The sequence below is a fragment of the Hoeflea ulvae genome (genome assembly GCF_026619435.1).
Classification (GTDB): Bacteria; Pseudomonadota; Alphaproteobacteria; order Rhizobiales; family Rhizobiaceae; genus Hoeflea; species Hoeflea ulvae.
In genome coordinates this window covers 1867622-1892177 of sequence record NZ_JAOVZQ010000001.1, presented here as the reverse complement: position 1 = coordinate 1892177, position 24556 = coordinate 1867622, and the positions used below count along the sequence as shown (strand labels likewise).

General features: G+C 63.4%; 26 protein-coding genes. 7 read left to right on the top strand and 19 right to left on the bottom strand.

All coding sequences use genetic code 11. The features are described from left to right. Nucleotides 1–58: 58 nt before the first annotated feature. From OEG82_RS08815 to OEG82_RS08805, 3 genes are read right to left on the bottom strand one after another with little or no spacing between them, the layout of a single operon-like run. Nucleotides 59–1996, bottom strand: coding sequence for a DUF2207 domain-containing protein (locus OEG82_RS08815; protein WP_267612065.1), 1938 nt, complete (start codon nucleotides 1994–1996; stop codon nucleotides 59–61). Further along, entirely contained in the window at nucleotides 1993–3261 is a 1269-nt protein-coding gene (gene aroA / locus OEG82_RS08810) for a 3-phosphoshikimate 1-carboxyvinyltransferase (RefSeq protein ID WP_267612064.1), read from the bottom strand. The genes OEG82_RS08815 and aroA overlap by 4 nt, the downstream gene beginning before the upstream one ends. Nucleotides 3262–3300: 39 nt before the next feature. After that, a complete protein-coding gene (locus OEG82_RS08805) occupies nucleotides 3301–3858 on the bottom strand; it encodes a LemA family protein (RefSeq protein ID WP_267612063.1) in 558 nt (185 codons plus the stop codon). A gap of 308 nt (nucleotides 3859–4166) precedes the next feature. On the opposite strand from OEG82_RS08805, the gene OEG82_RS08800 reads away from it, so the two are divergent. Beyond that, nucleotides 4167–5657: a sensor domain-containing diguanylate cyclase gene (locus OEG82_RS08800; protein ID WP_267612061.1), complete on the top strand. Its 1491-nt coding sequence runs from the start codon at nucleotides 4167–4169 to the stop codon at nucleotides 5655–5657. 24 nt (nucleotides 5658–5681) lie between these two features. Here OEG82_RS08800 and OEG82_RS08795 read toward each other — a convergent pair whose 3' ends face one another. The 6 genes from OEG82_RS08795 to OEG82_RS08770 all read right to left on the bottom strand — a co-directional run bounded on the left by OEG82_RS08795 (nucleotide 5682) and on the right by OEG82_RS08770 (nucleotide 9649). Continuing rightward, nucleotides 5682–6020, bottom strand: a complete 339-nt coding sequence (locus tag OEG82_RS08795) for a hypothetical protein (protein ID WP_267612060.1) — start codon at nucleotides 6018–6020, stop codon at nucleotides 5682–5684. Nucleotides 6021–6151: 131 nt separating this feature from the next. After that, complete coding sequence (locus OEG82_RS08790) at nucleotides 6152–7105, bottom strand: glycine--tRNA ligase subunit alpha (protein ID WP_267612059.1); 954 nt, start codon at nucleotides 7103–7105, stop codon at nucleotides 6152–6154. A 138-nt stretch (nucleotides 7106–7243) separates the two neighbouring features. Then, entirely contained in the window at nucleotides 7244–7435 is a 192-nt protein-coding gene (locus OEG82_RS08785; RefSeq protein ID WP_267612058.1) for a hypothetical protein, read from the bottom strand. 126 nt (nucleotides 7436–7561) lie between these two features. Continuing rightward, nucleotides 7562–8425, bottom strand: a complete 864-nt coding sequence (locus OEG82_RS08780; protein ID WP_267614904.1) for a S49 family peptidase — start codon at nucleotides 8423–8425, stop codon at nucleotides 7562–7564. Nucleotides 8426–8535: 110 nt separating this feature from the next. Continuing rightward, nucleotides 8536–9420: a tRNA1(Val) (adenine(37)-N6)-methyltransferase gene (locus OEG82_RS08775; protein ID WP_425497566.1), complete on the bottom strand. Its 885-nt coding sequence runs from the start codon at nucleotides 9418–9420 to the stop codon at nucleotides 8536–8538. Beyond that, on the bottom strand, nucleotides 9404–9649 hold the full coding sequence (locus tag OEG82_RS08770; protein WP_267612057.1) for a putative signal transducing protein: 246 nt from the start codon (nucleotides 9647–9649) through the stop codon (nucleotides 9404–9406). The genes OEG82_RS08775 and OEG82_RS08770 overlap by 17 nt, the downstream gene beginning before the upstream one ends. Nucleotides 9650–9781: 132 nt before the next feature. On the opposite strand from OEG82_RS08770, the gene OEG82_RS08765 reads away from it, so the two are divergent. From OEG82_RS08765 to OEG82_RS08755, 3 genes are all read left to right on the top strand, one after another. Next, the gene (locus tag OEG82_RS08765; protein WP_267612056.1) at nucleotides 9782–10798 is read left to right on the top strand and encodes a polyprenyl synthetase family protein; all 1017 of its coding nucleotides are present in this window, start codon (nucleotides 9782–9784) and stop codon (nucleotides 10796–10798) included. A gap of 124 nt (nucleotides 10799–10922) precedes the next feature. Continuing rightward, the gene (locus tag OEG82_RS08760) at nucleotides 10923–12866 is read left to right on the top strand and encodes a tetratricopeptide repeat protein (RefSeq protein ID WP_425497565.1); all 1944 of its coding nucleotides are present in this window, start codon (nucleotides 10923–10925) and stop codon (nucleotides 12864–12866) included. Continuing rightward, on the top strand, nucleotides 12826–13728 hold the full coding sequence (locus OEG82_RS08755; RefSeq protein WP_425497636.1) for a 4-(cytidine 5'-diphospho)-2-C-methyl-D-erythritol kinase: 903 nt from the start codon (nucleotides 12826–12828) through the stop codon (nucleotides 13726–13728). The genes OEG82_RS08760 and OEG82_RS08755 overlap by 41 nt, the downstream gene beginning before the upstream one ends. A 9-nt stretch (nucleotides 13729–13737) precedes the next feature. Here OEG82_RS08755 and OEG82_RS08750 read toward each other — a convergent pair whose 3' ends face one another. Beyond that, on the bottom strand, nucleotides 13738–14253 hold the full coding sequence (locus tag OEG82_RS08750; RefSeq protein WP_267612053.1) for a glycosyltransferase family protein: 516 nt from the start codon (nucleotides 14251–14253) through the stop codon (nucleotides 13738–13740). A gap of 194 nt (nucleotides 14254–14447) precedes the next feature. On the opposite strand from OEG82_RS08750, the gene OEG82_RS08745 reads away from it, so the two are divergent. Together OEG82_RS08745 and OEG82_RS08740 are read left to right on the top strand one after the other, a co-directional pair. Then, nucleotides 14448–15605 carry a PA0069 family radical SAM protein gene (locus OEG82_RS08745; protein ID WP_267612052.1) on the top strand — a complete coding sequence of 386 codons (1158 nt, stop codon included), beginning with the start codon at nucleotides 14448–14450 and terminating at the stop codon, nucleotides 15603–15605. A 171-nt stretch (nucleotides 15606–15776) separates the two neighbouring features. Then, nucleotides 15777–16421 carry a ribonuclease HII gene (locus tag OEG82_RS08740; protein WP_267612051.1) on the top strand — a complete coding sequence of 215 codons (645 nt, stop codon included), beginning with the start codon at nucleotides 15777–15779 and terminating at the stop codon, nucleotides 16419–16421. A gap of 102 nt (nucleotides 16422–16523) precedes the next feature. On the opposite strand, the gene OEG82_RS08735 is transcribed toward OEG82_RS08740, so the two are convergent. The 9 genes from OEG82_RS08735 to OEG82_RS08695 all read right to left on the bottom strand — a co-directional run bounded on the left by OEG82_RS08735 (nucleotide 16524) and on the right by OEG82_RS08695 (nucleotide 23997). Then, nucleotides 16524–17003, bottom strand: coding sequence for a F0F1 ATP synthase subunit B (locus tag OEG82_RS08735; RefSeq protein ID WP_267612050.1), 480 nt, complete (start codon nucleotides 17001–17003; stop codon nucleotides 16524–16526). Nucleotides 17004–17018: 15 nt separating this feature from the next. Then, nucleotides 17019–17603, bottom strand: coding sequence for a F0F1 ATP synthase subunit B (locus OEG82_RS08730; protein WP_267612049.1), 585 nt, complete (start codon nucleotides 17601–17603; stop codon nucleotides 17019–17021). A 66-nt stretch (nucleotides 17604–17669) separates the two neighbouring features. After that, nucleotides 17670–17897 carry a F0F1 ATP synthase subunit C gene (locus OEG82_RS08725; protein ID WP_045648097.1) on the bottom strand — a complete coding sequence of 76 codons (228 nt, stop codon included), beginning with the start codon at nucleotides 17895–17897 and terminating at the stop codon, nucleotides 17670–17672. 65 nt (nucleotides 17898–17962) lie between these two features. Next, nucleotides 17963–18712 (bottom strand): F0F1 ATP synthase subunit A, encoded by a 750-nt coding sequence (locus OEG82_RS08720; RefSeq protein WP_267612046.1) that lies wholly within the window; start codon nucleotides 18710–18712, stop codon nucleotides 17963–17965. A 37-nt stretch (nucleotides 18713–18749) separates the two neighbouring features. Further along, a complete protein-coding gene (locus OEG82_RS08715; protein ID WP_267612045.1) occupies nucleotides 18750–19157 on the bottom strand; it encodes an AtpZ/AtpI family protein in 408 nt (135 codons plus the stop codon). Nucleotides 19158–19534: 377 nt separating this feature from the next. Beyond that, entirely contained in the window at nucleotides 19535–20713 is a 1179-nt protein-coding gene (locus tag OEG82_RS08710; RefSeq protein WP_425497564.1) for a cell wall hydrolase, read from the bottom strand. 176 nt (nucleotides 20714–20889) lie between these two features. Then, nucleotides 20890–22398, bottom strand: a complete 1509-nt coding sequence (gene der / locus OEG82_RS08705) for a ribosome biogenesis GTPase Der (RefSeq protein WP_267612043.1) — start codon at nucleotides 22396–22398, stop codon at nucleotides 20890–20892. Nucleotides 22399–22549: 151 nt separating this feature from the next. Further along, the gene (locus OEG82_RS08700) at nucleotides 22550–23221 is read right to left on the bottom strand and encodes a tetratricopeptide repeat protein (protein ID WP_267612041.1); all 672 of its coding nucleotides are present in this window, start codon (nucleotides 23219–23221) and stop codon (nucleotides 22550–22552) included. Between the two features lie 188 nt (nucleotides 23222–23409). Beyond that, nucleotides 23410–23997, bottom strand: a complete 588-nt coding sequence (locus OEG82_RS08695; RefSeq protein ID WP_267612040.1) for an NnrU family protein — start codon at nucleotides 23995–23997, stop codon at nucleotides 23410–23412. Between the two features lie 108 nt (nucleotides 23998–24105). On the opposite strand from OEG82_RS08695, the gene OEG82_RS08690 reads away from it, so the two are divergent. Beyond that, nucleotides 24106–24474 carry a TraR/DksA family transcriptional regulator gene (locus OEG82_RS08690; RefSeq protein WP_324288944.1) on the top strand — a complete coding sequence of 123 codons (369 nt, stop codon included), beginning with the start codon at nucleotides 24106–24108 and terminating at the stop codon, nucleotides 24472–24474. Nucleotides 24475–24556: the final 82 nt, after the last annotated feature.

Genomic DNA, 24556 nt, shown 5'->3' with positions numbered 1-24556 from the left:
CGCAAGTGCTGGTGCATCAACCGCGGCTGGCTTAGCCGTCCGGCAATGGGAGCGCGGCCTACCAGCCGCCGCCGCCACCGCCGCCACCGCCACCACCGGATGAACCGCCGCCACCGGAGGAGCCGGACGAGCTCTTGGGCTGCGGCATCGAGGCCGCCATTGCCGCCGAAACCGCGGCCACCGAGGACGCGGCCGCGGCCCCGATATTGCCGGGCGACCAGGAATTGCCGTGATACCATTGCGGCTGGTAGTCACGCTGACGATCAGGCTCCATCCGCGCCAGTTGCGCAGCCCAGGCTTCAGACCAGGGCTTTTCCACGCCAAGGCCTGCGGCATAGGGCAAGAAGCGCTCGAACAGCTCTTCGGACATTTCGGGCGCATCGCGCATGTTGAGACGGTTGGTTTCGGCGGTCTCGAGATAGAGCTTGAAGCCCTTGATGTCGGCCAGCACCTTGGCGCCCTCGGCGGTTGGAGCCCCAAGCAGCCAGGTCATCATGATCAGGATGACACAGCCGAAAATCACCAGGGCGGCCGCGAGGCGGTAGATTGCCAGGTCGCTGGCAAATGCCACCAGGGCAATTCCGAGCAGAAAAATACCCGCGCCGACCACTGTCATGACCACGCCTGCGAGCTTGCCTCCGGCGCCCGATTCTCCAAGCAGGGTCCGCCCCGCAACGAAAATGCCGCCGCCGACCAGCGAGGTGATCAACACCGCGATCAGGTAGAACAGGACTTCCTCCGGCGGCGCCTGTAGCACCAGACCGCCGACGAAAGTGGCAATGGCCACCAGAGCGGCGAGGACAAACCGGCCGATGTTGGACTTGTAAAATCTGCCGGAATATTCCGACGAGATCGCCGATCGCAGCTTTTGCGATGCGCTTTGCAGGGAGACGCCGTTGCGCTTGTCGAGGACCATCTCCTCGCGGTCCCTCAACAGGCCGGAATACAAGGCACTTTCACCCGCAGGCAGAGCCGGCGCGTTGGGCTGACCGGCTGCGGTCCCGCGCAGCAAAGTGACGGTGCCATGCGCGTCCTCCTCGATGCGCAGGAACCGCTTGACGCCGAGCGACAGCAGGGCCGCGATGAAGGCCAGGCTGCTGCCGCCCTTTCCCGACTTGAAGCCATTGAAATGGGCGAACGACAGGGCCGCCGGCGAAAGGTTTTGCGGCGGGTGAAACAGGGGAATGACCGGCGGCGACGGCGGATCGCGGCCGACCTTGTTCCAGGAGTGGAGCAGATAGGCGGGAACGGCGAGCCAGCCGAGAAAAAGCAGGAAGATGCCGGCATTTTCGCTGAGCAGCGTGGCGAAGCCGCCCGAATCCGGCGTGACCGCGCCCTTGGTGAACCCGACGGCGATGGTCATGCCTTGCTCGGGGCCAAGGGGCCGGGTCAGGGCAAAGCGGGCCTCGGAACTGCCGATGATGGATCCGGTGTAATTGCCGCCGGTGGCGCCGAATTCGCCGGTATAGGCGGTGACCTGATCCGGGATCACCCGGGCGGCCTCAGGCAGTTTGACACGGGCTTCCGCCGCAAGAATCGGGAAGGTCCAGAAATTGCCCGTCACGTTCCAGTAGAGTTCGTCGAAGCTGTCGAAAAACCGCAACTGCCGGGTGGTCACATAGCGGATCGTATAGCTGTGTTCGCCGAGCGGAATGTAGACATCGGGATCGCCGATATAGATCCGGAAGAAACGCCCCTGCCACTCGGTGCTGTGGGGCGCCGGCTGGCCGTTGTGCAGCACCTCGATGAGCTCGAAGCCATTGCTCGACCACAGGCCCCACTCATCGAGCGCGCGGAGCGGGATGTCGCGATAGATGCCGCGGCGGATATCATGACCCTCGGCATTGACGGTGATGGTTTCGGTGACCTCGATCGACGCATCGGCGCGGACCTCTATGCCGGCCTGGAAATTGCGGATCTCTTCGCGCGCAAAGGTCGCCGACGTGGTCGTGGCCATGAAGAGCAGTGCGGAAAAGACAGCAAGAACCAGTTTCATCGCGGGATCTCCTGTTGGTAGCTGACACCGAGAGAGGCCAGCGCATCCCAGTAGCCGGGATAGGTCTTGCCGACACATTTGGGATCCAGAATGGTGATGCCGGCGATCTTCAGGCCGGCAAGCGCAAAGCTCATGGCGATGCGGTGATCGGCGAAGGTGTCGATCTCGGCCGGCAGGGTCTGGCCGGCGAGCGCCGGATCGCCCGTGACGATGAGGTCGTCGCCCTCCTCGCGGGCCAGGCCCGGGCGGATGGCATTGAGGCCCAGCGACATCGCCCGCACCCGGTCGCATTCCTTGACCCGCAGATTGGAGATGCCGACAAAGCGCACCGGGGTCCGGTTGAAGGCGGCAAGTGCTGCAATGGTGGGAATGGCGTCCTGCATCTGCGAGCCGTCGATCACGGCGGGCATGTCGGGAAAAGCCGAGATCACCTCGAAGGCCTTCGCATCGGGCTGGGTGAAATCGGCGGCATCGGTGCCGATGTCGATCCGCCCGCCGGTGAGCACTTCCGCACCCCAGAGATAGGTGGCTCCCGAGGCGTCGGGTTCGATGTGGAAATCGGTGGCGCGATAACCGGTCGGATCGATCCGCCAGATCAATGGCGTTGCCTGCTCGACCGTGGCGCCGAAAGCCCGCATCGCCGCAAGCGTGAGATCGATATAGCCGCGCGCGCCGATGTCGTCACCGGCAAGTTCGACCACGAAGGGCTTGCCCGAACAGGGGCCGGCCATCAGCAGCGCGGAGACATACTGGCTCGACAGCCCGGCATCGACGACGGCGTGATGCGCGGTGAAGCCGCCCTTGCCGTGAATGGTCACAGGCGGGCAGCCGGTCGGCGCCGCAATGTCGACGCCCAGGGAGGTGAGCGCTGTGACCAGCGGGGTGATCGGCCGCTTGTGCATGTGCTCGTCGCCGTCAACAACCACCGTGCCGGTGACAAGCGCTGCGATGGCCGCAGGCAGGAATCGCACCGCGGTGCCGGCATTGCCCAGAAACAGCGGCGCAGCGGGCGCGGCCAACGCGCCGGTTCCGGTGACGACGAAGACCGTGTCCTCGGGCTCCTCGATCGACACACCCATGGCGCGCAGGGCCTCGGCCATATAGCGGGTGTCGTCGCTCTTGAGCGCGCCGGTGAGCCGGCTGGTGCCATTGGCCAGGCCTGCCAGCAGCAGGGCGCGGTTGGTGATCGACTTGGACCCGGGCGGATTGACCACGCCTGAAAGAGCATGCCCTGGCGGCACGATCGTCAGTTTGTCAGTTTTCATGTTTTATTCCCGAACGTAGCTGCCCAAAGATGGGCAGGGTCAGAATTTGACTGTCGGGACCGCACGGTCCGCATTGTCTTCGATTTCAAAATACTCCGCCTTGACGAAGCCGAACTGCCTGGCGATCAGGGTCGAGGGGAAGGATTCCACCGATACGTTGAGATTGCGAACCGCGCCATTGTAGTAACGCCGCGACATCGAGATCTCGTTTTCGGTCTCTTCCAGCGCCTGCTGGAATTCCCTGAAATTCTCGCTGGCCTTGAGGTCGGGATAGCTTTCGGCAACCGCCATCAGCTTGCCCAGCGCGCCGCTGAGCGCGCTCTCGATGCCGGCGCGTTGCGCGGGCGAGCCGCTGCTGGCCGAGACCGCCTGGCTGCGCAGCCGGGTGACTTCCTCGAGCAGACCCTTTTCGTGGGACATGTAGCCCTTGACCGATTCGAGCAGATTGGGAATCAGGTCGGCGCGGCGCTTGAGCTGCACATCGATGCCGCTCCAGCCCTCGCCCGCCATCTGGCGGTTCTTGACCAGCGTGTTGTAGAGTGAAATCGCGTAAAGCACGATGCCGACCAGCACCGCCAGAAAAATCCAAGTCCCCATACACCCACTCCCGGCTCAATCAGTTTGTTGCTTTTACACACAGGTCAGTCCTGATGGTGCGGCGATCTTACCCATAGCCGCCCGAAAAAGCCACGGGAATAGCCCTGCCCCCGGCCGCCTTGCCGCGAGGGGCAAACAGGCGCCGCCAACCCATTCGGGTGAAACAGAAAACGACTCCGCATCGGCTTTTGACGGTTGTTTATCAAGCAAAATTTTACCATTATCGCGCCATGATCACAGGCAGCACCTCAGGCAGCTTCACCGCCGCTGAAGCCTGACGGATTTGCTTTCACAAGGACCGGCATCGCATGAGCACTCCAGACACCGCCGTATTCGACCTTGCACCCGTTGCAATGTGGATCGAGGATTTCAGCGGTGTGAAAGAGCAGTTCGAGAAATGGCGCGCCGAGGGCGTGACCGATCTGCGCGCCTATCTCAATGACGATGTCGCCCAGGTCTCGGCATGCGCCAAGAAGATCAAGGTGCTGCAGGTGAACCGCAAGACGCTCGACCTGTTTGAGGCGGACAGTCTCGAGCACCTCGTCGACAATCTGCCGGTGATCTTCAACAACGAAATGTTCGCCAGTCACATCAACGAGCTTGTCGAATTGTGGGACGGCAAGACCGAATTCAACAGCAATGCGGTCAATTACACGCTGACGGGCCGGCGCATGGATATCCAGCTCAAGGGCGCGGTGATGCCCGGCCACGAGGCGACGCTGGGGCGCATCCTGGTGACCACCGAAGACGTCACCCAGCGCGAGGACGCCCGGCGCAACGAGATCCGCAGCCGCCGCTATGCGGAAGGGCTGCTGGAGCATTCGCCGGTCTCGCTCTGGGTCGAGGATTTCAGCGAGATCAAGGCCCTGATGGAAGAGGTGCGCGATCGCGGCATTACCGATTTCCGGGTCTTCATGGATGTGCATCCGGAATTTGTGCGTCAATGCATGAGCGAGATCCGGATCATCGATGTCAACCAGGCGACGCTCGACCTGTTCTGCGCGCCGGACCTGCAGACCCTGCTGCAGTGCCAGGGCGACATTTTCCGCGACGAGATGGAAAAGCCGTTCAGGGAACAGCTGATGGATTTGTGGGACGGCAAGCTGTTCCATCATCGCGAGGTGATCAATTACGCGCTGGACGGGACGGTGCGTCACATCCTTTTGCATTTTGCGGTTCTGCCCGGCCATGAAGACGACTGGTCGCTGGTCCAGGTGGCGCTCACCGACATCACCGCGCGCAAGAAGGCCGAGGCCTATCTGGAATATCTGGGCAAGCACGACGTGCTGACCAAGCTGCACAACCGGGCGTTTTACACCGACGAGCTCAACCGGCTGGAGCGCAAGCCTTTGCGGCCGGTCTCGGCCATTGCCATGGATCTCAACGGCCTCAAAGAGGCCAATGACCAGCTTGGCCACGACGCCGGCGACACATTGCTGCGCCGCTTTGGTGAAGTGCTCAACGGCGTGGTGTCACGCCCCAACCATGCCGCGCGCATCGGCGGCGACGAGTTCACCATCCTGATGCCGGGCGCGGACAAGAAGGCGGCCGAAACCATGGTCGAAATGATCCGCGAACTGCTGCATATCAACAACCAGTTCTACTCCAATGCGCCGCTGAGCGTTTCGATCGGATCCGCCACGAGCCGTGACGGCGAATCGATGGAAGCGATGATCAAGCGCGCCGATCTTGCCATGTATGAGGACAAGCGGGCCCATCACAGCGGGCGGACAGCCGGTGTGGCGGCAGGCGAGACCAAATCCGGCGGTCGCAACACACAGTCGGCCCCGGCCGCCTGAGCCGGCCGCAGCACTCATCCAAGATTACGGGCTGATCGCGCCGCGATTGTGCCGGTCCTTGATGTCCTCGATCTGGTCGAGCATCGCCCGCACCGCGCGGATGGCCTTTTCCTCGTCGGGTTCGAGCGGCTCTGCGGGATGGAAATGGCGCAACAGCACGGCCAGGGCGTCGCCGATGCGGCCCAGTTGCCGGCCGTAACTGCCGACATCATCGAGAATTTCCTGTTCGACTTCGGGAGCGGGCGACTGGCCCAGATTGATGTTGATCAGGCCCACCTGGCTGCCATAGCTGCTGAACCAGGATGTCCACGGATTGATCAGTTGCGACACATTTCCCGAAAGCGGGAGCTTGAATTCGGCCATCGGTCTTCTCCTGTCTGGTCCTCCCGGACAGCAGGATAACAGAGCGATGCGGGTTGCGCACGCGCATCAGGCCGCAGGCACATCCCGGCGCAATGGCTCACCTGTGCCCAACCACTTCAATCCGTGTCGAGCTATTCGGCGGCCTGCAGGAAATTGGCGCCGCCGGCATCGGTGAGCAAGAAGGCTTCGCCGCACTGGCGCGACAGGTTGCGCACGCGCAGGATATAGCCCTGGCGCTCGGTCACCGAGATGACGCCGCGGGCATCAAGCAGGTTGAAGACATGGCTTGCCTTGATGCACTGGTCATAGGCCGGCAGCACGCATTTGTGCAGCGCGCCGGGTTCCGAAGGTGCGCCGGCCTTGAGAATGGCTTCGCATTCCTTTTCGGCGTCTTCGAAATGCTTGAGCAGGATGGCGGTGTCGGCGATCTCGAAATTGTAGCGCGAATATTCCTGCTCGGCCTGCAGGAAGACATCGCCATAGGTAACCTTCTCGGCGCCTTCGCGGCCGTTGAAATTGAGGTCATAGACATTGTCGACGCCCTGGACATACATTGCCAACCGTTCGAGGCCATAGGTCAGTTCGCCGGCGACAGGTGCGCATTCGATGCCGCAGACCTGCTGGAAATAGGTGAACTGGCTGACTTCCATGCCGTCGCACCAGCACTCCCAACCAAGGCCCCAGGCGCCGAGCGTCGGGCTTTCCCAGTCGTCCTCGACAAAGCGTATGTCATGCAGCAGCGGATCGATGCCGATGGCGGCGAGCGAGCCGAGATAGAGCTCCTGCAGGTTGGACGGGTTGGGCTTGAGGATCACCTGGTACTGGTAATAATGCTGCAGCCGGTTGGGGTTTTCACCATAGCGGCCATCCTTCGGCCGGCGCGAAGGCTGCACATAGGCGGCGTTCCAGGGTTTTGGCCCGAGCGCGCGCAGGGTGGTAGCCGGGTGAAAGGTGCCGGCGCCGACTTCCATGTCATAGGGCTGGAGCACGACGCAGCCATAATCGGCCCAGTAGCGGTGCAGCGCGAGAATCAGCGCCTGAAACGAACGGGTGGGCTGCATGTGATCGGGAAGTTCTTGTGTCATGGCATTGGTCCGGATGGTGCGCGGTCTCATCACGCCGCGTCTGAGGCGGCCTAGAAGTGCGGCGACAGGTGCCACGCCGGGTCTTGGTGGTCAAGTCCGCGTCCCGGCCAAGCGCATCATCGGCACCGGTTCCCGGCCCTATTCGTCGGGTTTGCGCAGCCGGTATTCACCGGTTTCGGGATCCTCGATCAGCGTGCCCTGGGCGCCGGTCCGGGTTTCCTTTTCCGCGTCCCTCACCCGGGCGTTGACGCGCTCGGCCTCGGAGAGGAAACGCTTGTAGCCGAGCCAGGCGACAGCACCCACGGCGGCAAGCAGAAACAATTGCGGCATCTTGCGGTCCTCTCCCTAAAGCGCCGCGCGTCCGGCTGGACGCGCACAGGACGCTGTCACTCCCTGAACTGACGCATATACATGATCGCTCGAACGGATCCATGTGAACGCGGCATGCACCAGGCCCTAAAGCCCGTAACGCGACCAGAGTGCGCGTTCTTCCAGCGTATTCAATCCTGCTTCGCCGATCCCTGCAAGGGCGCCGGCGGCCATGCCCGTGCTGACACCGGGCACCCGGCGGCCGAACAGGCCGCGCTGCGGCGTGATCAGCCGGGTCTTGACCTTGTCGCCATAGCGGGCGCGCAGGGCCGAACGAAGGTCGCCCAGCTCGTCGACCAGGCCAAGCTCCTTGCCGCGGATGCCGGTCCAGAACCGTCCGGTGAACAGGTCCGGGTCATCGCCCAGGCGCGCGCCACGGCCCTGCTTGACCAGATCGATGAAGACCTGGTGGATTTCAAGCTGAAGCTCCTTGAGATAGGCGATATCCTCGGGATTTTCCGGCTTGAACGGGTCAAGCAGCGACTTGTTCTCGCCCGCGGTATAGACCCGGCGCTCGACGCCGATCTTGTCGATCAGGCCGGTGAAGCCGAAGCCGGCGGAAATCACCCCGATCGAGCCGACGACCGAGGACGGATCGGCGATGATCTCGTCGCCGGCGCAGGCAATCATGTAGCCGCCGGAGGCTGCCACATCCTCGACAAACATCAGCACCTTCTTGTTCTTCTCGGCGGCGAGATCGCGAATGCGCTTGTAGATCAGCCGCGACTGCACCGGAGAGCCGCCCGGCGAATTGATCATGATGGCGACAGCCGGGGCCCGCTTGTCGGCGAAGGCGCGCGCCAGCAGCGGCGCGACGGTGGCGATGTTGAGGTTCTGGCGAAACTGGTTGCCACCCGCCATGATCGCCCCGTGCAGCCGCACCACCGGGATGACGGTGACATCCTTGCGGAAACGGGCGGGGAAAAAGAATTCATAGAGACCATGACGAATCGTTCCTGTTGGCAGCGGCCTGGCTTCACGGGCATGAGCAGGCCCGGAATCATGTATGCACTTTCCGCCCAAGTGCAATGGCGCTATGGCATCCGGAATGACCGAAACGACTATTTTGGCGCGCCTGGGCTGCGGCGGCGGGGCCAGGCGGACCGGCCATTGGCAAGCGCGATCATCTGGTCGGAAAATTCGTTTCCCGGACCGGCATGAACCACAATCCGGTCGCGAAAGCACAGCCGGGCGCGGCTGCCCTTGATCGCGGTGACGAGGATGCGGATCGCATCGGTGCCGTGGCGCGGACAGACCGGCGTGATTTCGACGGCGCCGAAGCGCCGGCCCAGCGCATTGAGAATATCGGACACTGATTCGGGACGGGCAATGACCGAGACCTGGCCGGCGGGCTTGAGGATCGCACCCGCGGTCCGCAGCCAGCGCTCGAATAGATCCTCGCTGTCCATGGCATGCGCCTGAGCCTTCAGCGGATCGGGTGTCTGCCGGTCCCGGCCCGAATTGAACGGCGGATTCATGATCACATAATCAAAGGCATGGTCTGCAAGACCGGCGCTGCGGCGCTGGTTGCCGCTGAGCGCGACATCGGCTTCGATGACCTCGGCCCGGGCGGCGAGATGGGCGTTTTCGACAAGGGCCAGCGAGCGCCGTGCGCAATCGGCCATCGCCGGCGCGCGCTCCACCAGCACCACGCCAAGCCCAGGCAGGCGCGTGGCGGCGGCAAGACCGGCGGCGCCGGCGCCCGAGCCGAGATCGGCCAGGACGCCGCTGGCGCCGTCGGGAACGGTTGCAGCCAACAGCATGGCGTCCATGCCGGCGCGGTGCCCGGAGCCCAGCGGCTGCACGAGATGGAATCCGCCATTGTGAAAGGCATCGACCGAAAAGCCCGGCCGGTCGTCCCCGGCATCTGTGCGGGCGCCTGCCGATCCGGTGCCGGAACTGTCCGGAACGGGCTGCGCGCCGCCTTGATCAGCCTGCCGCGTCACGGTCGTTCCAGGGCCGGAGTTCGTTTTCCAGCCCGGCATCGATGACGATGCGCCGGGCCTGGCTGGCCTGCTCCGGATCGATCAGGATCCGCCGCGGGATCACGCCGACCGACCCCTCGAGAATGCTCATGCCGCTGTCGGCGACCATGCAGCCAATGCCGGCATCGCGCATCAGGCTTTCTACGAAAGAGATCAGGACGGGGTCATTGGTACGGATGAGATCGTGCATCGTTTCTCCTCAATATTCTTTTGTTGATCCGAACGTATCAGTTATCAACCCCCATCCGCGCCAAATCGCCGCTTGCCGTCATGGGAAGCGCTGAATATTGTGCCCGCAAAGTCAGAACAGGAGTCTGGACCCTTGGGCGTAGTCATATCACTGGAAGATGGAAAACACAGGGACGCATCCGTCAAACCGCTGGTCGCCAAGACCCGCGGCGACATGGAGCGCGTCAATCAGCTGATTCTGTCCAAGGCAGGCTCCGATGTGGCGATGATCCCGGAGGTGGCAAACCACCTGATTTCATCCGGCGGCAAGCGGCTCCGGCCGATGCTGACCCTGGCCGCGGCGACCATGTTCGGCTACACCGGCGAACACCACGTCAAGCTCGCCACATCGGTGGAATTCATGCACACGGCAACGCTGCTGCATGATGATGTGGTGGACGAGAGCGACCTCAGGCGCGGCCGCTCGACGGCGCGGATGATCTGGGGCAACCAGGCCAGCGTGCTGGTGGGCGACTTCCTGCTCGGCCAGGCTTTCCGGATGATGGTCGAGGTGGGTTCGCTGGAAGCGCTGGACGTGCTGTCGACCGCAGCCTCGGTGATTGCCGAGGGCGAAGTGCTGCAATTGTCGGTCGCCAAGAACATGGAAACGACGGAAGATGATTATCTGGCCGTCATCAAGTCCAAGACCGCAGCGCTGTTTTCGGCCGCCTGCGAGGTCGGACCGATCATCGCCGGGGTGGGCAAGGCCGAGCGCAATGCGCTGAGATCCTACGGCATGAATCTGGGCCTGGCGTTCCAGCTCATCGATGATGTGCTCGACTATGGCGGATCGGCGCATGACCTGGGCAAGAATGTCGGCGACGACTTCCGCGAAGGCAAGATCACCCTGCCGGTGGTGCTGGCCTATCGCCGCGGCACCGAATCGGAGCGCGCCTTCTGGCGCGATGCGGTGGAAGGCGGAAACAGCGATGACCAGGCGCTGGAAAAGGCCAAGGGCCTGATTGCCAAATATGGCAGCCTGAAGGACACCACCGCCCGGGCCGAGCATTATGCCTCAATCGCGCGCGACGCGCTGGCGCCGCTGCCCGACACCGAGGAAAAGGCGGCGCTCTTGGAAGTCATCGCATTCTGCGTCAACCGCGCCGGCTGACGCGCGTTGAAACGGCCGGGGGCTCCGGCCTTGCCGCCCTGCGCCAAAAAAGCCATTGTGTTGGGCAAATGTGCTTCGGCAACTGGCTGAAGCATGGCCAAAATTGAACGTGAGGCAGGACTTGATGCGGCGAAAAATGACAGCCCGGTTTGCGGCCAGCGTAGCGCTGGGCGTGTTTGTCACCCTGAGCGGGACATTGATGCCATCGGCCAGCCAGGCGGCTTCGGAAGCGCCCGAGCAGGCCGAAGAACAGCAACCCAATTTTCTCGGCTTTGCAGGCGCATTTCTCGCCGGTCAGACGGCCGATGTCGACAATGACACCGGCCGGGCGATCGAATTCTACCGCAAGGCGCTGGAGTTCGACCCGGACAACACCGACATCAAGCAGCGGCTGATGGTGGCGCTGTTCACCGACGGACGGTTTTCGGAAGGCGTCGTGCTGGCGCGCGAGATGAAGGATGACCCGGCGGTCGCCCAGGTCTCGCGGCTGGCGATGATGGTCGAGGCAACCACCAAGCGCGAATACCGCAAGGCGGCCAACCTGCTCGATCCGGAAGACAGCAATCCGATCGACCGGCTGCTCAATACGCTGCTCAAGGCCTGGGCCGAATTCGGCGACGGCAAGGGCGAAGTCGCGCTTACCTCCATCCTCGCGCTGGACGGACCGCCCTGGTATCCGGTGTTTACCCGCTACCATGCCGGCGCCATGGCGCAGGCGATGGGCAAGAGGGATGTGGCGCGGCAATATTTCACCGACCTGATCGCCGACCCTCAGGGCGGCGGCGCGGCGCCCGACACCTATATCCGCGGCGTGATGGCGCTGGCCGGAATGGAAGCGCGCAGCGGAAACCAACGCGCGGCGCTGGACGCGCTTGCGGCCGGCGAGACCTTTTCGCCCGGCTACGCACCGCTTTCGGCGCTCAAGCAGCTGATCGAGGACGGCGGCAAGCCGGAAGCCGGCGTCAAGACCGCGCAGCAGGGTGCGGCCGCGGCGCTGTTCACCCTCGGCAGCGCGCTCAACCGCGAGGGCGCGGAAGAGACCGTTGCGGTCTATCTGCAGTTCGCACGGGCGCTTGACGCCACCAATGCCGAGACCCTGGTGATCCTGGGCGGGCTGAAGGAACGGCTGGGCAAGACCGAGGATGCCATCGCGATCTATGAAGCGGTGCCAAAAACCTCGCCGATGCGCCGGGTTTCGGAACTGCAGCTGGGACTGGCGCTGGCCGATCTGGGCCGCAACAATGAAGCCAAGGACCATCTCAAGGCGCTGATCGAATCCGATCCGCGGGACATTCGAAGCTATCTGGCCTATGGCAGCGTGCTGTCGCAGGACAAGGACTATGTCGAAATGGCCCTGACCTACGAGACCGCCATCTCGGTGATCGGCCCGGCGCCGACCCGCAATGACTGGAACCTGTTCTTCCAGGCCGGCATTGCCAATGAACGGCTCAAGCACTGGCCCAAGGCGGAGGCGCATTTCAAGCGGGCTCTGGAGCTCTATCCGGATCAGCCGCAGGTGATGAATTATCTGGGCTATTCCTGGATCGACATGAACATCAATCTCGAAGAGGGCATGGACATGATCCGTGCCGCCGTCGATCTGAGGCCAAATGACGGCTATATCGTCGATTCGCTCGGCTGGGCGCATTACCGGCTGTCGCAATATGACGACGCGGTGCGCGAGCTCGAGCGCGCCGTCGAACTCAAGCCGGCGGACCCGACCATCAATGATCATCTCGGCGACGCCTATTGGCGTGTCGGGCGCGAGCTGGAAGCAACGTTTCAGTGGAAGCGGGCGCTCGCCAATGATCCCGAGGAAGATCTCAAGCCGAAGATCGAGCTGAAGCTGAACGAAGGCCTGCCGCCGCTGGAGCCGGCGATCCCGGCCGCCGACAATGGCGGGGCCAAGGACAGCGCCCCTGCACTGCCGCAGGCAGACGGGGCAGGCGCCGACAAGAAGACGTGGCTTGAGCCGGCCCATGGCGAACCGCGCCATGCCGGGCAGGCCCCGGCCGGCCACGCCGCACCTGCGCTGCATGGCAACACGCGGCCTTATGCTCACGGCTGAGGCGCCGGCGAAGGTCAATCTGGCGCTGCATGTCACCGGACAGCGGGCGGACGGCTATCATTTGATCGAAAGCCTGGTGGTTTTCACCGATCTGGGCGACCGGGTGTCGGTGGAACTCTGCGACCGTGACGGCTTCGATCTCGACGGGCCGGAAGCCGCCGGCCTTTCGAACGAGGATGCGCATACCAATCTGGTTGTCCGCGCCCGTGACGCCCTGCGCGCGGCGGCGCTGCGTGACGGCATTGACGCCGCAGCGGTGCGGATCCGGCTCGACAAGCGGCTTCCCGTCGCCTCCGGCATTGGCGGCGGCTCGGCCGATGCGGCTGCGACGCTGAAAGCGCTGTGCCGGGTCTGGAAATTTGCGCCGACCCCCGAAACACTGTCGGCGATCGCGCTTTCGCTCGGCGCCGACGTGCCGATGTGCCTGCACGGAAAACCGCTGATTGCCCGCGGCATCGGCGAAAGGCTCGAACCGGTTGCACCGGACTTCGGGCTCGACATGGTGATCGTCAATCCGCGCGTCGGCGTCTCGACACCAGCTGTTTTCTCGAAACTCGAGCGCCGCGACAACGCCGCCCTGCCCGCGCCCGGGAGCCTGGCCGACAGGGACGGGTTCATTGACTGGCTGGCGCAGACCCGCAACGATCTGCAGGCTCCGGCAATGCGGCTGGTTCCCGATATCTCAGTCTGCCTTGCAATGCTTGCTGACAGCGGCACGCTGCTTGCGCGGATGTCAGGCTCGGGCGCCACCTGCTTTGGGCTCTATGCCTCCGCAGAGGCCGCAGAGGCGGCGGCGCAGCACATGCGGGCGGCAAGGCCGGGCTGGTTCATCGAAGCGACCCGGACACTGTCTCCGGGCTGATCTGAGCCGTCAGGACAGCGCCAGCACCGAGGCCGGGACGATTTCGCAATTGAGCCGCTTCATCGCCAGGCCACGGCCGAGGCTTTCCAGCGTCTGGCCGGATCCGGAATTTGCTATCGCCTGGCGTTTTGGCATCAGCACGCCGTGTTCCAGCGCCGACACGCGGCGGCCGAACCGCTTGAAGAACGGCAGCCTGTATTCACGCGAGGGCCGCAGCCGCGCCGGCTGCTCGGACACCGCCATATGCTGGCCGATATGATCGACCCAGCCCAGCAAGGGCCGTGCGCCCGGCTGGATCAGCAGCAGCCAGTCTCCCCGAGCCGAGGCCACCGTTTCGCGCAGATCCGGATTGTCGAGGAACCGGCATCCGGCCGCATCGGCGAGAACGGCGCTGCCGTCACTTGAACCGCGATCGAGAATCACCACTTCGGCGACAAGACCCTCGACCGCGCCATGGACAAGCGCTGCCAGCGTCACCGCCAGTGCCTTCTCGTCATTGCTGCATTCGATGAAAACGCTGATCATGGGTTCTTTTAGATCAAGCGCCGGCAAGTTGCCAGCCGGTTGAATCCGTTAATCAATTCCGTTTCGCTGGTGTGCGCTGATTAATGTTCTTGCTATGTTCCGTTTTTTGCGATAGGAATATAGTCACCTGACCGGCACATCTCTTCGCCGCGCCACAGATTTTTTGTCCCCGCTTCGGGGCGTATGGAGGTCTTATGCCAAGCCTTTCGACGTTGAAACAGACAGCTTTCGCACCCGGCCTGACCGCCGGCGAAGCGGATGCGCAGGTTGTGGCAAGCGGCATGCGCCTGACTGATGACCGCATTCGCGGCCGCGGCGCCGGGCTCAACATGTCGGGCCGCTTCGAGATCTCCACCTGCGAGGTGTTTGACGACGGCTGGAGCAGCCTCGAGGAGCTGGCGCCGTTCAAGACCGAAGTGCAGATCGAAAAGCCGCGCACCATCATCACCAAGAACCAGTCGCCGGACCTGTCCTTCGACCGCTCGATCAATCCCTATCGCGGTTGCGAGCATGGCTGCGTCTATTGTTTCGCCCGGCCCACCCACGCCTATATGGGGCTGTCGGCCGGCGTCGACTTCGAGGCCAAGCTGTTTGCCAAGCCCGACGCGCCGCGGCTTCTGGAGCGGGAACTGTCGAAGCCGGGCTACAAGGTGCAGCCGATCGCCATCGGCACCAACACCGACCCCTACCAGCCGGTCGAGCGGCAATGGCGGATCACCCGGCAATTGCTCGAGGTGCTGGAAGCGGCCGGCCATCCCGTCGGCATCGTCACCAAATCGGCGCTGGTGGTGCGCGACATCGACATCCTGTCGCGCATGGCCGCAAAGGGACTTGCCCGGGTGGCGCTGTCGGTGACAACGCTCGACCGCAAGCTGGCCCGCACCCTGGAGCCGCGGGCGTCCACGCCGGAAAAGCGGCTGGAGGCGATCCGCGCGCTTTCGCAGGCCGGCATTCCGGTCTCGGTAATGGCGGCACCGGTGATTCCGGGCCTCAATGATCACGAGATCGAACGCATTCTCGATTCCGCCAAGGCGGCGGGTGCGGATGCTGCGGGCTATGTCATGCTGCGGCTGCCGATCGAAGTCAGCCCGCTGTTTCGCGACTGGCTGCTGCGGCATTACCCGGACCGCTACCGGCACGTGATGTCGCTGGTCCGCTCGATGCGCGGCGGCAAGGACTATGACGCCGAATTCGGCACTCGGATGCGCGGGACAGGGCCCTATGCCTGGCAGATTTCCCGGCGCTTCGAGCTGACTGCGAAGCGGCTTGGCCTCAATCTGCGAAAATCGCCGTTGCGGACCGATCACTTCGTGCCGCCGCATGGCGAAGGGGTTCAGTTGAGCCTGCTGTAGAGCCCCGGTTCGCGGGGCCATGAGACGCTTTTCATGCATGGTGTGACCATGCGCGACACCCCATCCGGACCGTCCGCCGCCCCGTTACAGGGCGGTCCGGCGCCCGTGCGGCAACCCGTCCCGCCGCCGGGCCTTGCAGAGGATCAGGCGGGTGTGCGAGTTTGCCGCAACATGGCTCGTACCCCGCCTGATTCCCTGTTTCCAGACTACCCGGCGATGCCCGATTATCGCTTTGAGCAGCATGCTGTCCAAAGCGGTTTCGGCTTGGTGGCCGGCGTTGACGAGGCCGGGCGCGGACCGCTTGCAGGACCGGTTGTCGCTGCCGCCGTCATTCTGGATTTCAACGCGATCCCCGACGGCCTCAACGATTCCAAGCTGCTCAAACGGCAAGCCCGGGAAGCGCTGTACGAAGCCATCCTGGCCACGTCACAGGTGGCGTTCGCCACCGCCTCGGCGCGCGAGATCGAGGCCACCGATATCCGCATCGCCAGCCTCACCGCCATGCGCCGGGCGCTGGCAGCCCTGCCGACCCGTGCCGGGTTCGCCCTGGTCGACGGCCGCGACGTGCCGCCGGGGTTAGATTGCATGGCCCGGGCGCTGGTCAAGGGCGATTCGCGCTGCCTGTCGATTGCCGCAGCCTCGATCGTCGCCAAGGTGACGCGCGACCGGATGATGACGCGGGCGGCACTTGACCACCCGCATTACGGTTTTGACAGCCATATGGGCTACGGCGCGCCGAAACATCTCAAGGCGCTGGCCGATCACGGCCCCTGCCCGCTGCACAGGATGACCTTCCGGCCGATGCGCAAGGACTGACCGCAGCACGCACGGCAATGCGCTTTTGACGACACCGAACCGAAGAAACGAAAAAGGCCGGGAAACGATCCCGGCCTTAACTCAGTCTGTTGGTATGACGGCCTAGTTGAGCCGGGTCTTGAGATCGCCGAGCGAAGCCTGGAACAGGTCGTTCGAGACCTTGCCGTCGACCTTGGAACCGATCAGCCGTTCGGCCGCGACAAGCGCCAGATCAACTGCAGAGGCGCGCACCTCGTTGATCGCATCGGTTTCGGCCTGGCTGATCTTGAGTTCAGCCATCGCCGTGCGGCGATTGACATATTCTTCGGTCTTGGCCTTGGCGTCCTCGCGCAGGACAGCGGCTTCGCGCTCGGCAGCGCTGAGAATGCTGGCTGCCTCGGTTTCGGCTTCCTTGCGCTTGCGCTGATACTCGGCAAGCAATTGCTGGGCTTCTTCACGCAGCTTCTTGGCCTGTTCGAGTTCGTTGCGGATCTGGTTGGCGCGCTTGTCCAGCGCACCCGTCAGCATTTCGGGAACCTTCACATAGGCGAGGATTCCCAGAAAGATGACGAGGCCGACGAAAGCAAAGAATGTAGCGTCCATGGTCTAGTCCCCTGCTTATTTGCCGGATGCGGCACGGATCGCGGCTGCGACCTCGGCTTCGGTCACGGATCCGCCGAGAAGATGCTTGACCACATCGGAGGCGGTCTCTTCGGCGATGGAGTCAACGTCGGCCAGTGCCTTGGCCTTGATGGCAGCGATGCTCTTTTCAGCATCCGCCATCTTGGCGCTCAACCCGGCTTCGGTCGTTGCCCGTTCGGCTTCGGCTGCGGCCTTGGCCTTTTCACGCGCGGTCTCGGCAATCGCCGAGGCCTTCTTGCGTGCATCCGCCAGTTCCTGCTCATAGGCAGCAATGGCAGCGTCGGCCTCTTCCTTCAGACGATTGGCTTCATCGAGATCCTGTGCGATCCGGTCACGCCGGTGCTCCAGAATGCCGCCGATCCGCGGGACAATGACCCGCGCCATCAGCAGATAGAACAAGCCGAAGGTGATCGCCAACCACAGCAGTTGCGAAGCAAAGCTCGATGAATCAAAGGGCGGAAATGCGCCGCTGGCGTGGTCTTCGCCACCAATTGCGCCGGTTTCCGAATGGGTCCCTTCGGTGGGGTTGGACTGGGCATAAGCCGTGGTCACAACAAACATGGTCACCTCCAGATGAAATGCCACGCCGGGATATCCGGCGTGGCAAACCTAACTCTCGTTCGTCGATTAGACGGCGAAGAGGAGAAGAAGGGCGACGAGCAGCGAGAAGATGCCCAAAGCTTCGGTCACGGCAAAGCCGAAGATCAAACGGCCGAACTGGCCGTCAGCTGCCGACGGATTGCGCAGAGCGCCTGCCAGGTAGCTGCCGAAGATGTTGCCCAGGCCAATGCCCGCGCCGCCCATGCCGAGGCAAGCGATGCCTGCGCCGATGTACTTTGCTGCTTCTGCTTCCATGATAAAACTCCTTTAGAATGGGATGGATGCGATATGGTTGGCGGCGAGCCGCCGGTGATTGGAACCTAGTGACCCGGATGCAGGGCGTCGTTGAGGTACATGCAAGTCAGCACCGCAAAGACGTAGGCCTGAAGGAAGGCAACGAGGAATTCGAGACCGGTGAGCGCCACCGTCATCGCCAGCGGCAGGATGGCCGTGCCGACACCAAGCGCGCCCATGCTGCCAAGCGAGACGACAAAGCCCGCAAACACTTTCAGCGTGATGTGACCGGCGAGCATGTTGGCAAACAGACGAACCGACAGGCTGATCGGGCGCGACAGGAAGGAGATGACCTCGATCATCACCACCAGCGGCATCAGGATGCCGGGCACGCCCGAAGGAACGAAGAGGTTGAGGAAGTGCAGACCGTGCTTCCAGAAACCGTAGACCACCACGGTGCCGATCACCAGCATCGCCAGGGCGAAGGTGACAATCAGGTGGCTGGTGATGGTGAAGAAATAGGGGAACATGCCCAGCAGGTTGGCGACCAGCACGAACATGAACAGCGAGAACACCATCGGGAAGAACCGCATGCCCTGGGCGCCGGCGCCATCGCGCAGCATTGACGCCACGAATTCGTAGGACATTTCCGAGATCGACTGCAGCCGCGACGGAACCAGTCCGCGATTGGCAGTGGTCAGGAACAAAAACCCAGCGGCGACGGCGACAGTGGCCACCATGAACAGCGAGGAATTGGTGAACGACAGGTCCAGTCCGCCAATCTCGATGGGGACGAGCTTGCTGATCTGGAACTGATGAATCGGATCGTTGGCCAACTGACGCCTCTTTCTCGTTATCCGGTCAGGCCGGACATTATTTACCGTCGTCTTTCGCGTCCGGCCCGGTCTGGCTCCGCCCGGCCGGTGTGGACTGGGCAACCGCGCCGGTCGAGCGCAAAACATTCAATACCCCGGCACAAAACCCGAGCAGCAGAAACACAATCAGTCCCCAGGGCGACGTGCCCAAAAACCGATCGAACAGATAGCCCAGCAGCACTCCAACGATCACGCCGGCGATGAACTCGCTCGACAGTTTGACCGCAAGCGCATAGCCCTTGGCAGCTTCCTTGTTGGAGCTTGCTTCCGGCACCACTTTTCGGTGGACAAGAAGGTCTGCATCCAGGCGCTGACGACGGGCCTCGAGGCTTTCCGACCGGCCCTTATCCGTTTCATCGCTCGCGCTCGTGTTGTCCGAGCCACCAGTTCCGCGCTTTTCAACCATGAATGCGCACTCCTGACACGCCAGCGACGACCCAAAAAAGGCCGCTTCGAAGTCGGGCGCAACATAGTTTTAGGCCGGGTTATAGTCAAGGCGCGGAAAGGCATCATCGCGCAGCATTTTTTCGTTTATTTATCAGGTGCTTGAGACCCGGTTGCCGGGGAGCCCTACAGAAGTATCAGAAATTCGCGGGCCGCCTGCGTCAGACTCACGCATGCCGGGCGAATCCGCAAGGCCGGCTCCTTGTGCGGTGATCGCGCTTTCCGGCGTTGACCTGCCGGGACAAAAAGCCCCGCCGGATCAGGCATTTGCGGGATCGCCTTGCATGGTGGAGCGAGAGCAACGGGTGCTGCAGCGCACCGGCCCGTTTGTGGAGGCCCCTAGGACCAGCCGCCGCCATAGGTGATGTAGAAAATGTGCAGTCCGATCTGGCCGACCTTGCGCATTTTCCGCGCCCAGGGCGGGTTCACATAGGTGGCGTGGTAATGGGTTGAGGAGCCGACTTCCGGCAGCCAGATCTTGCCGGCGGTGGTGGCCAGCGCGATTTCCTCGGCCATGTCCCAATGCTTGGGAGAGCGGACCCGGTCCTTGATGCCGTCGCAGGCAAAGGAGAACTGGCAACGGTTGCGCCAGGTTTCGTTCTGATAGACCACGCCGCATACCGTCTTGGGATAGGTCGGGTTGCGCACACGGTTGAGAATCACCTGCGCCACAGCGGCCTGTCCCTTGACGTTCTCGCCGCGGGCCTCGAAATAGATGCCGGCTGCCAGGCAACGCTGCTCGGCCGCCGAAAAGGCCGCCGCCGGCAGCGCGGTTCCGGCCCATTCATGATCATATTTGCCCACCGGCGGGATGAAGCGGCCGCGCGTGGGCTGTTCGCGCAGCACCGAGCTGAACGGCGACTGCTTGGCGTAATCCGGCTTGGGCGGCGCATAGGCGGTGGCCAGGATGTCGGCATTGTTGTTGGTCACCAGGCTGGCGAGCATCGCCGGCACCTGCGGTTCGGCCTTCTGCTTGCCGGTGGCGTAGAAGGCGGTGGCGATCTGGATTTCCTTGCCGCGAATCTCGGGCTTGAGGAAGGCCATGGAGTTCTTTGTGTCCAGCGCGGGCTGGAACAGGCTGGATTGCCGCTCGAGCACGGAGCCAGCGGAGAAATCCTTGGGCGGCTGGACCGGGGTGACGGTCATCACCCTGCCCTTCTTGAGCGAGCGGGTGATGCGGTCGGCATCGGGCCGCGGGTCGGCAGCGCCGATCTTGCCCATGAAGGCAATCTTGTCACCATTGGGCAGGGTCACACCGGCGCCCGAGGCGATCGACGAGGTCAGGATCGGATCGGCGAATTCCAGCTCCGCAGCCTGGATGGAACCGGCCGGGGACGCGGTGAGAAAGGTTTTCCACCGCGACTCCGCGCCCTCGCTGCCGGCCAGCATGGTGGCCATGTCGGCATGCGATGTCATCGACGGGGTGGAGAGGAAGGCAGCGACCCCGAAAACCACGGGCGCTGACAAACGGCCAAGCAGGGAATGGCCTTTGCCGGGCAAACTATGCTTCTGACGCAAAACAACAACTCCGAAACTCGGGAACAGATACACGGTACAATCTGCGAGAATGGAGCATTAACCTTGATGGAGCGTTAATTACCTGCCCTGAAAATGCACCCGGAGATCAAGGCGGCCCGGGGCAAGGGCAGCAGGGAGAGGCCGTGCAATGGACACGGCCCCCTTTCAGGCCGGGATCAACCGCGCCGCTTTTTCGGGGCAAGCTTGCCGGATTTTGTGGCTCTGAGCGATTTCTTCGGCATCACCGAAGCCCGCTTGGTCTTGCCGTCCTTGGGCGCGTAGGGGTTGTCGCCGCTGCGATAGACCACGCGCAGCGGAATGCCGGGCATGTCGAAATCCTTGCGCAGCGAATTGAGCAGATAGCGGGTGTAGGATTCGGGAACCGCTTCGGGCCGGGTGCAGGAAATCATGAAGCCCGGCGGGCGCGATTTCACCTGGGTCATGTATTTCAGCTTGAGCCGACGCCCGGACACGGCCGGCGGCGGGTGATGGCCCTGGGTGTGGTCAAGCCAGCGGTTGAGCTTGGCGGTGGAAACGCGCTTGTTCCAGGTCTTGTGGACCATGGCGATGTTTTCCATCAGCTTGTCGAGACCGTCGCCGGTCTGGCCGGCCACGGTCACCGCACGGATGCCGCGGATCTGCGGCAAAAGGCGTTCGGTCATCTCGCGCAGTTCGGCAAGCTTTTCCTGGCGGTTTTCAATCAGGTCCCACTTGTTGAACGCGATCACCGGCGCCCGGCCTTCGCGCACCACCAGATCGGCGATCTGCAGATCCTGCTTTTCGAACGGAATGGTCGAATCGAACACGATCACCACGACTTCGGCAAAACGGATGGCGCGCAGCGCATCGGCAACCGAGAGTTTTTCGAGCTTTTCCTGGACGCGGGCCTTGCGGCGCAGTCCAGCAGTGTCGAACAGCTTGATCTTGCGGCCCTGCCATTCGAAATCGACGGCAATGGAATCGCGGGTGATGCCGGCCTCGGGACCGGTGAGCAACCGCTCCTCGCCCAGGAACCGGTTGATCAGTGTCGACTTGCCGGCATTGGGGCGGCCGACAATGGCAACCCGCAGCGGCTTGGATTCATCATATTCGGGGCCTTCATCCTCGTCATCGGCATCGCGCGGCATCGGGATGTCGACATCGGTGATGGCCTCGGACAGGGGATCGTTCTTGGAGGGAAAGCAGCGCTCCTCGCCGAAAGCCTCTACGATGGCGTCGCGCAGATCGAGCATGCCGCCGCCATGTTCGGCCGAGATCGGACAGGGTTCGCCAAGGCCCAGGCGGTAGGCGTCATACATGCCCGATTCCGAGCCCTTGGATTCGGCCTTGTTGGCAACCAGCACCACCGGCTTGCCGCGTTTTCTCAGGATATCGGCCAGCAACTCGTCGGCAGGGGTGAGGCCAGACTTGGCGTCGATCAGGAACAACGCACCATCGGCCTCGTCCATCGCCGCCTCGCTCTGCGCCCGCATGCGGCCTTCCAGCGTGTCGGGTCCGGCAACCTCGAGACCTGCGGTGTCGATCATGCGGAAGCGCAGGTCGACAAGCTTGGCGTCGCCCGGACGCCTGTCGCGGGTCACGCCCGGCGTGTCGTCAACCAGCGCCAGCTTGCGGCCGGCCAGCCGGTTGAACAGCGTCGACTTGCCGACATTGGGGCGTCCGACAATAGCCAGTGTAATACTCATGGATGGTCCTTGCCCGAAGGCCTCGTCGTTGTCCTTGCAGCGCCGCGCAGCCAGGAGGCTGCGAGCGGCGCTGCAAATCTTTGATCTGATGCATGCGGATTGCCGTTCAGACCACTTCGTCCGAACCCAACATGCCTTGGCGCGTCAGCAATCAGGATGCGCCACCCTGCGCGGCGATCATGTCAAGCATGAGGCCGGCACGGGTCTTGATGCCATTGGGCGTTTCCCCATCGGCGGCAATATCGCCGAACCACTGCGCGGCCTGGCTGAGTTCGCCGGCCTTGAAGGCGGCGATGCCGAGGGCTTCGCGGGCGGAGTGACGCGCCGGATTGCCCGGAACGGCCAGAACCTCGACTTCGGCCGAGACATCGGCATAGCTGCCATTGTCGATCAGCAGATAGGCAGCGCGCAGCCGCGCCGCATCGCGAATGGCGACAGGCTGGGACACATCCTTGCCGACCGAGGAGAAGGCCTCGATCGCCGCAGCGGTGTCGCCCTTGTCGGCCAGCACGGTGGCGGCACGCATGCGCGCCAGCACGGGATAGGAGCCATAGCCGGTTTTCTCGAGCTCCTGGAACTCGAGCAGGGCCGCATCGGTGTCGCCGCCACGGGCCTTTTCCAGAGCCGCCAGGAACACGTCGCCGGATCTGGCGGCGGTGGTTTCCTGCCAGTAGTCCCAGCCACGCAGGCCCGCGGTGACGGCAACAATGCCGATCGCGATGGCAAGAATGACAAAGCGGAACCGGCTCCACAGCGCTTTCATGTAATCCGAACGCAGATCCTCATTGACCTCGCGGATGAATGTTGAATTGTCGTCTGCCATCGCTTTACCGGCCGGAGCCGGTCCTCTCAAAATCTTGCCGCAAGCGGCGTTGTGTTGGGCCTTCTAACCGATTTTGCGGCTTCTGTAAGGGGGAAGATGCGGAAAGCCGCCGCGAGCACCATCCGGGCAAGGCCGCAAGGGCTCCAATTCACTCAGCGACAGCCGCGCAAGGCACCACTGTGGCTTGCTCACAGGCCGACAATCGGCGGCACGCCGATGAGCCATTGATGCAGCCACAGCAGGAACGCCAGATAGAGGACCAGGCCGCCGATCACCGCGATGGCATCCCATTTCACCGGTCCGGGCACGGGATTGCGGGTGATGCCGGCCAGAAGCCGCTTCTTTTCCGAGATCCGGTCGACGATCGCCCAGGCCAGAAAGCCGCCAAACAGCAGCAGCGAGGCCAGATCGCCATTGACCAGAAGATGCGCCAGCGCCCAGATCTTGACCGCAAGCAGCATCGGCTGCTTGACGGCTGCCTTGATGCGGCCGGCAGGAACCTGCGAAGCGACGAGTAAGATCATTGCCGGCAGCATCAGCAGCGCCACGACATGGCTCATCCAGGACGGCGCCACCCAGAACACCACCGGATCGAGCCGCGCCATGCCATAGCCCCAGACCAGAATGACAAAGCCGGCGATTGCCACCAGGGAATAGAGGCCCTTCCAGGCGTTCAGTCCCCGGGCGTCGATCTGCGCAGCCCGGAACTCAGGTGCGGCGATGCGCACCGAGTGCACGCCCAGAAACAGAACCAGTCCGACAATGAGCCAGATCATCCGACATCTCCCTTGAATAGCCCTTGCATCGCCAGACCTTTCCGGTCCGGCCGCCGCAGGACCATAGCCCGGACCGCCGCTGCTGAGAAGCAAGCAAGGCGGGCGATTGTGTCGCTGCGGCGACTGGGCCATGATGGCGCGATGGAACCCGATCTCGATGCCGCGCGGAGGCGGCTTGCCGAACGCAAGGCGGACCTGGAAAGCATGTCGGTGCTGAGCGCGGAGGCTCGCGCGCCGGTGACGCTGGACCAGCAATCGGTCGGCCGGCTGTCGCGGATGGATGCCATGCAGCAGCAGGCGATGGCCGAGGCGCAGGAACGCGCGCGCAAGCGTGATCTGGTCCGCATCGAGATGGCAGAGCGGCGGCTGGCAGATGGCGACTATGGCTGGTGCGCCGAATGCGGCGAGGTGATTCCGGACAAGCGGCTCGAGATCGATCCGATGGCGGAAAAATGCGTCCGCTGCGCTTCGGGCTGACCGCGGTTATCGGCCACGCTTCCACATCACCGCCGCATTTCGCGATCACACAGCCAGACTTCGTACCCGTCCCGCGTAACGT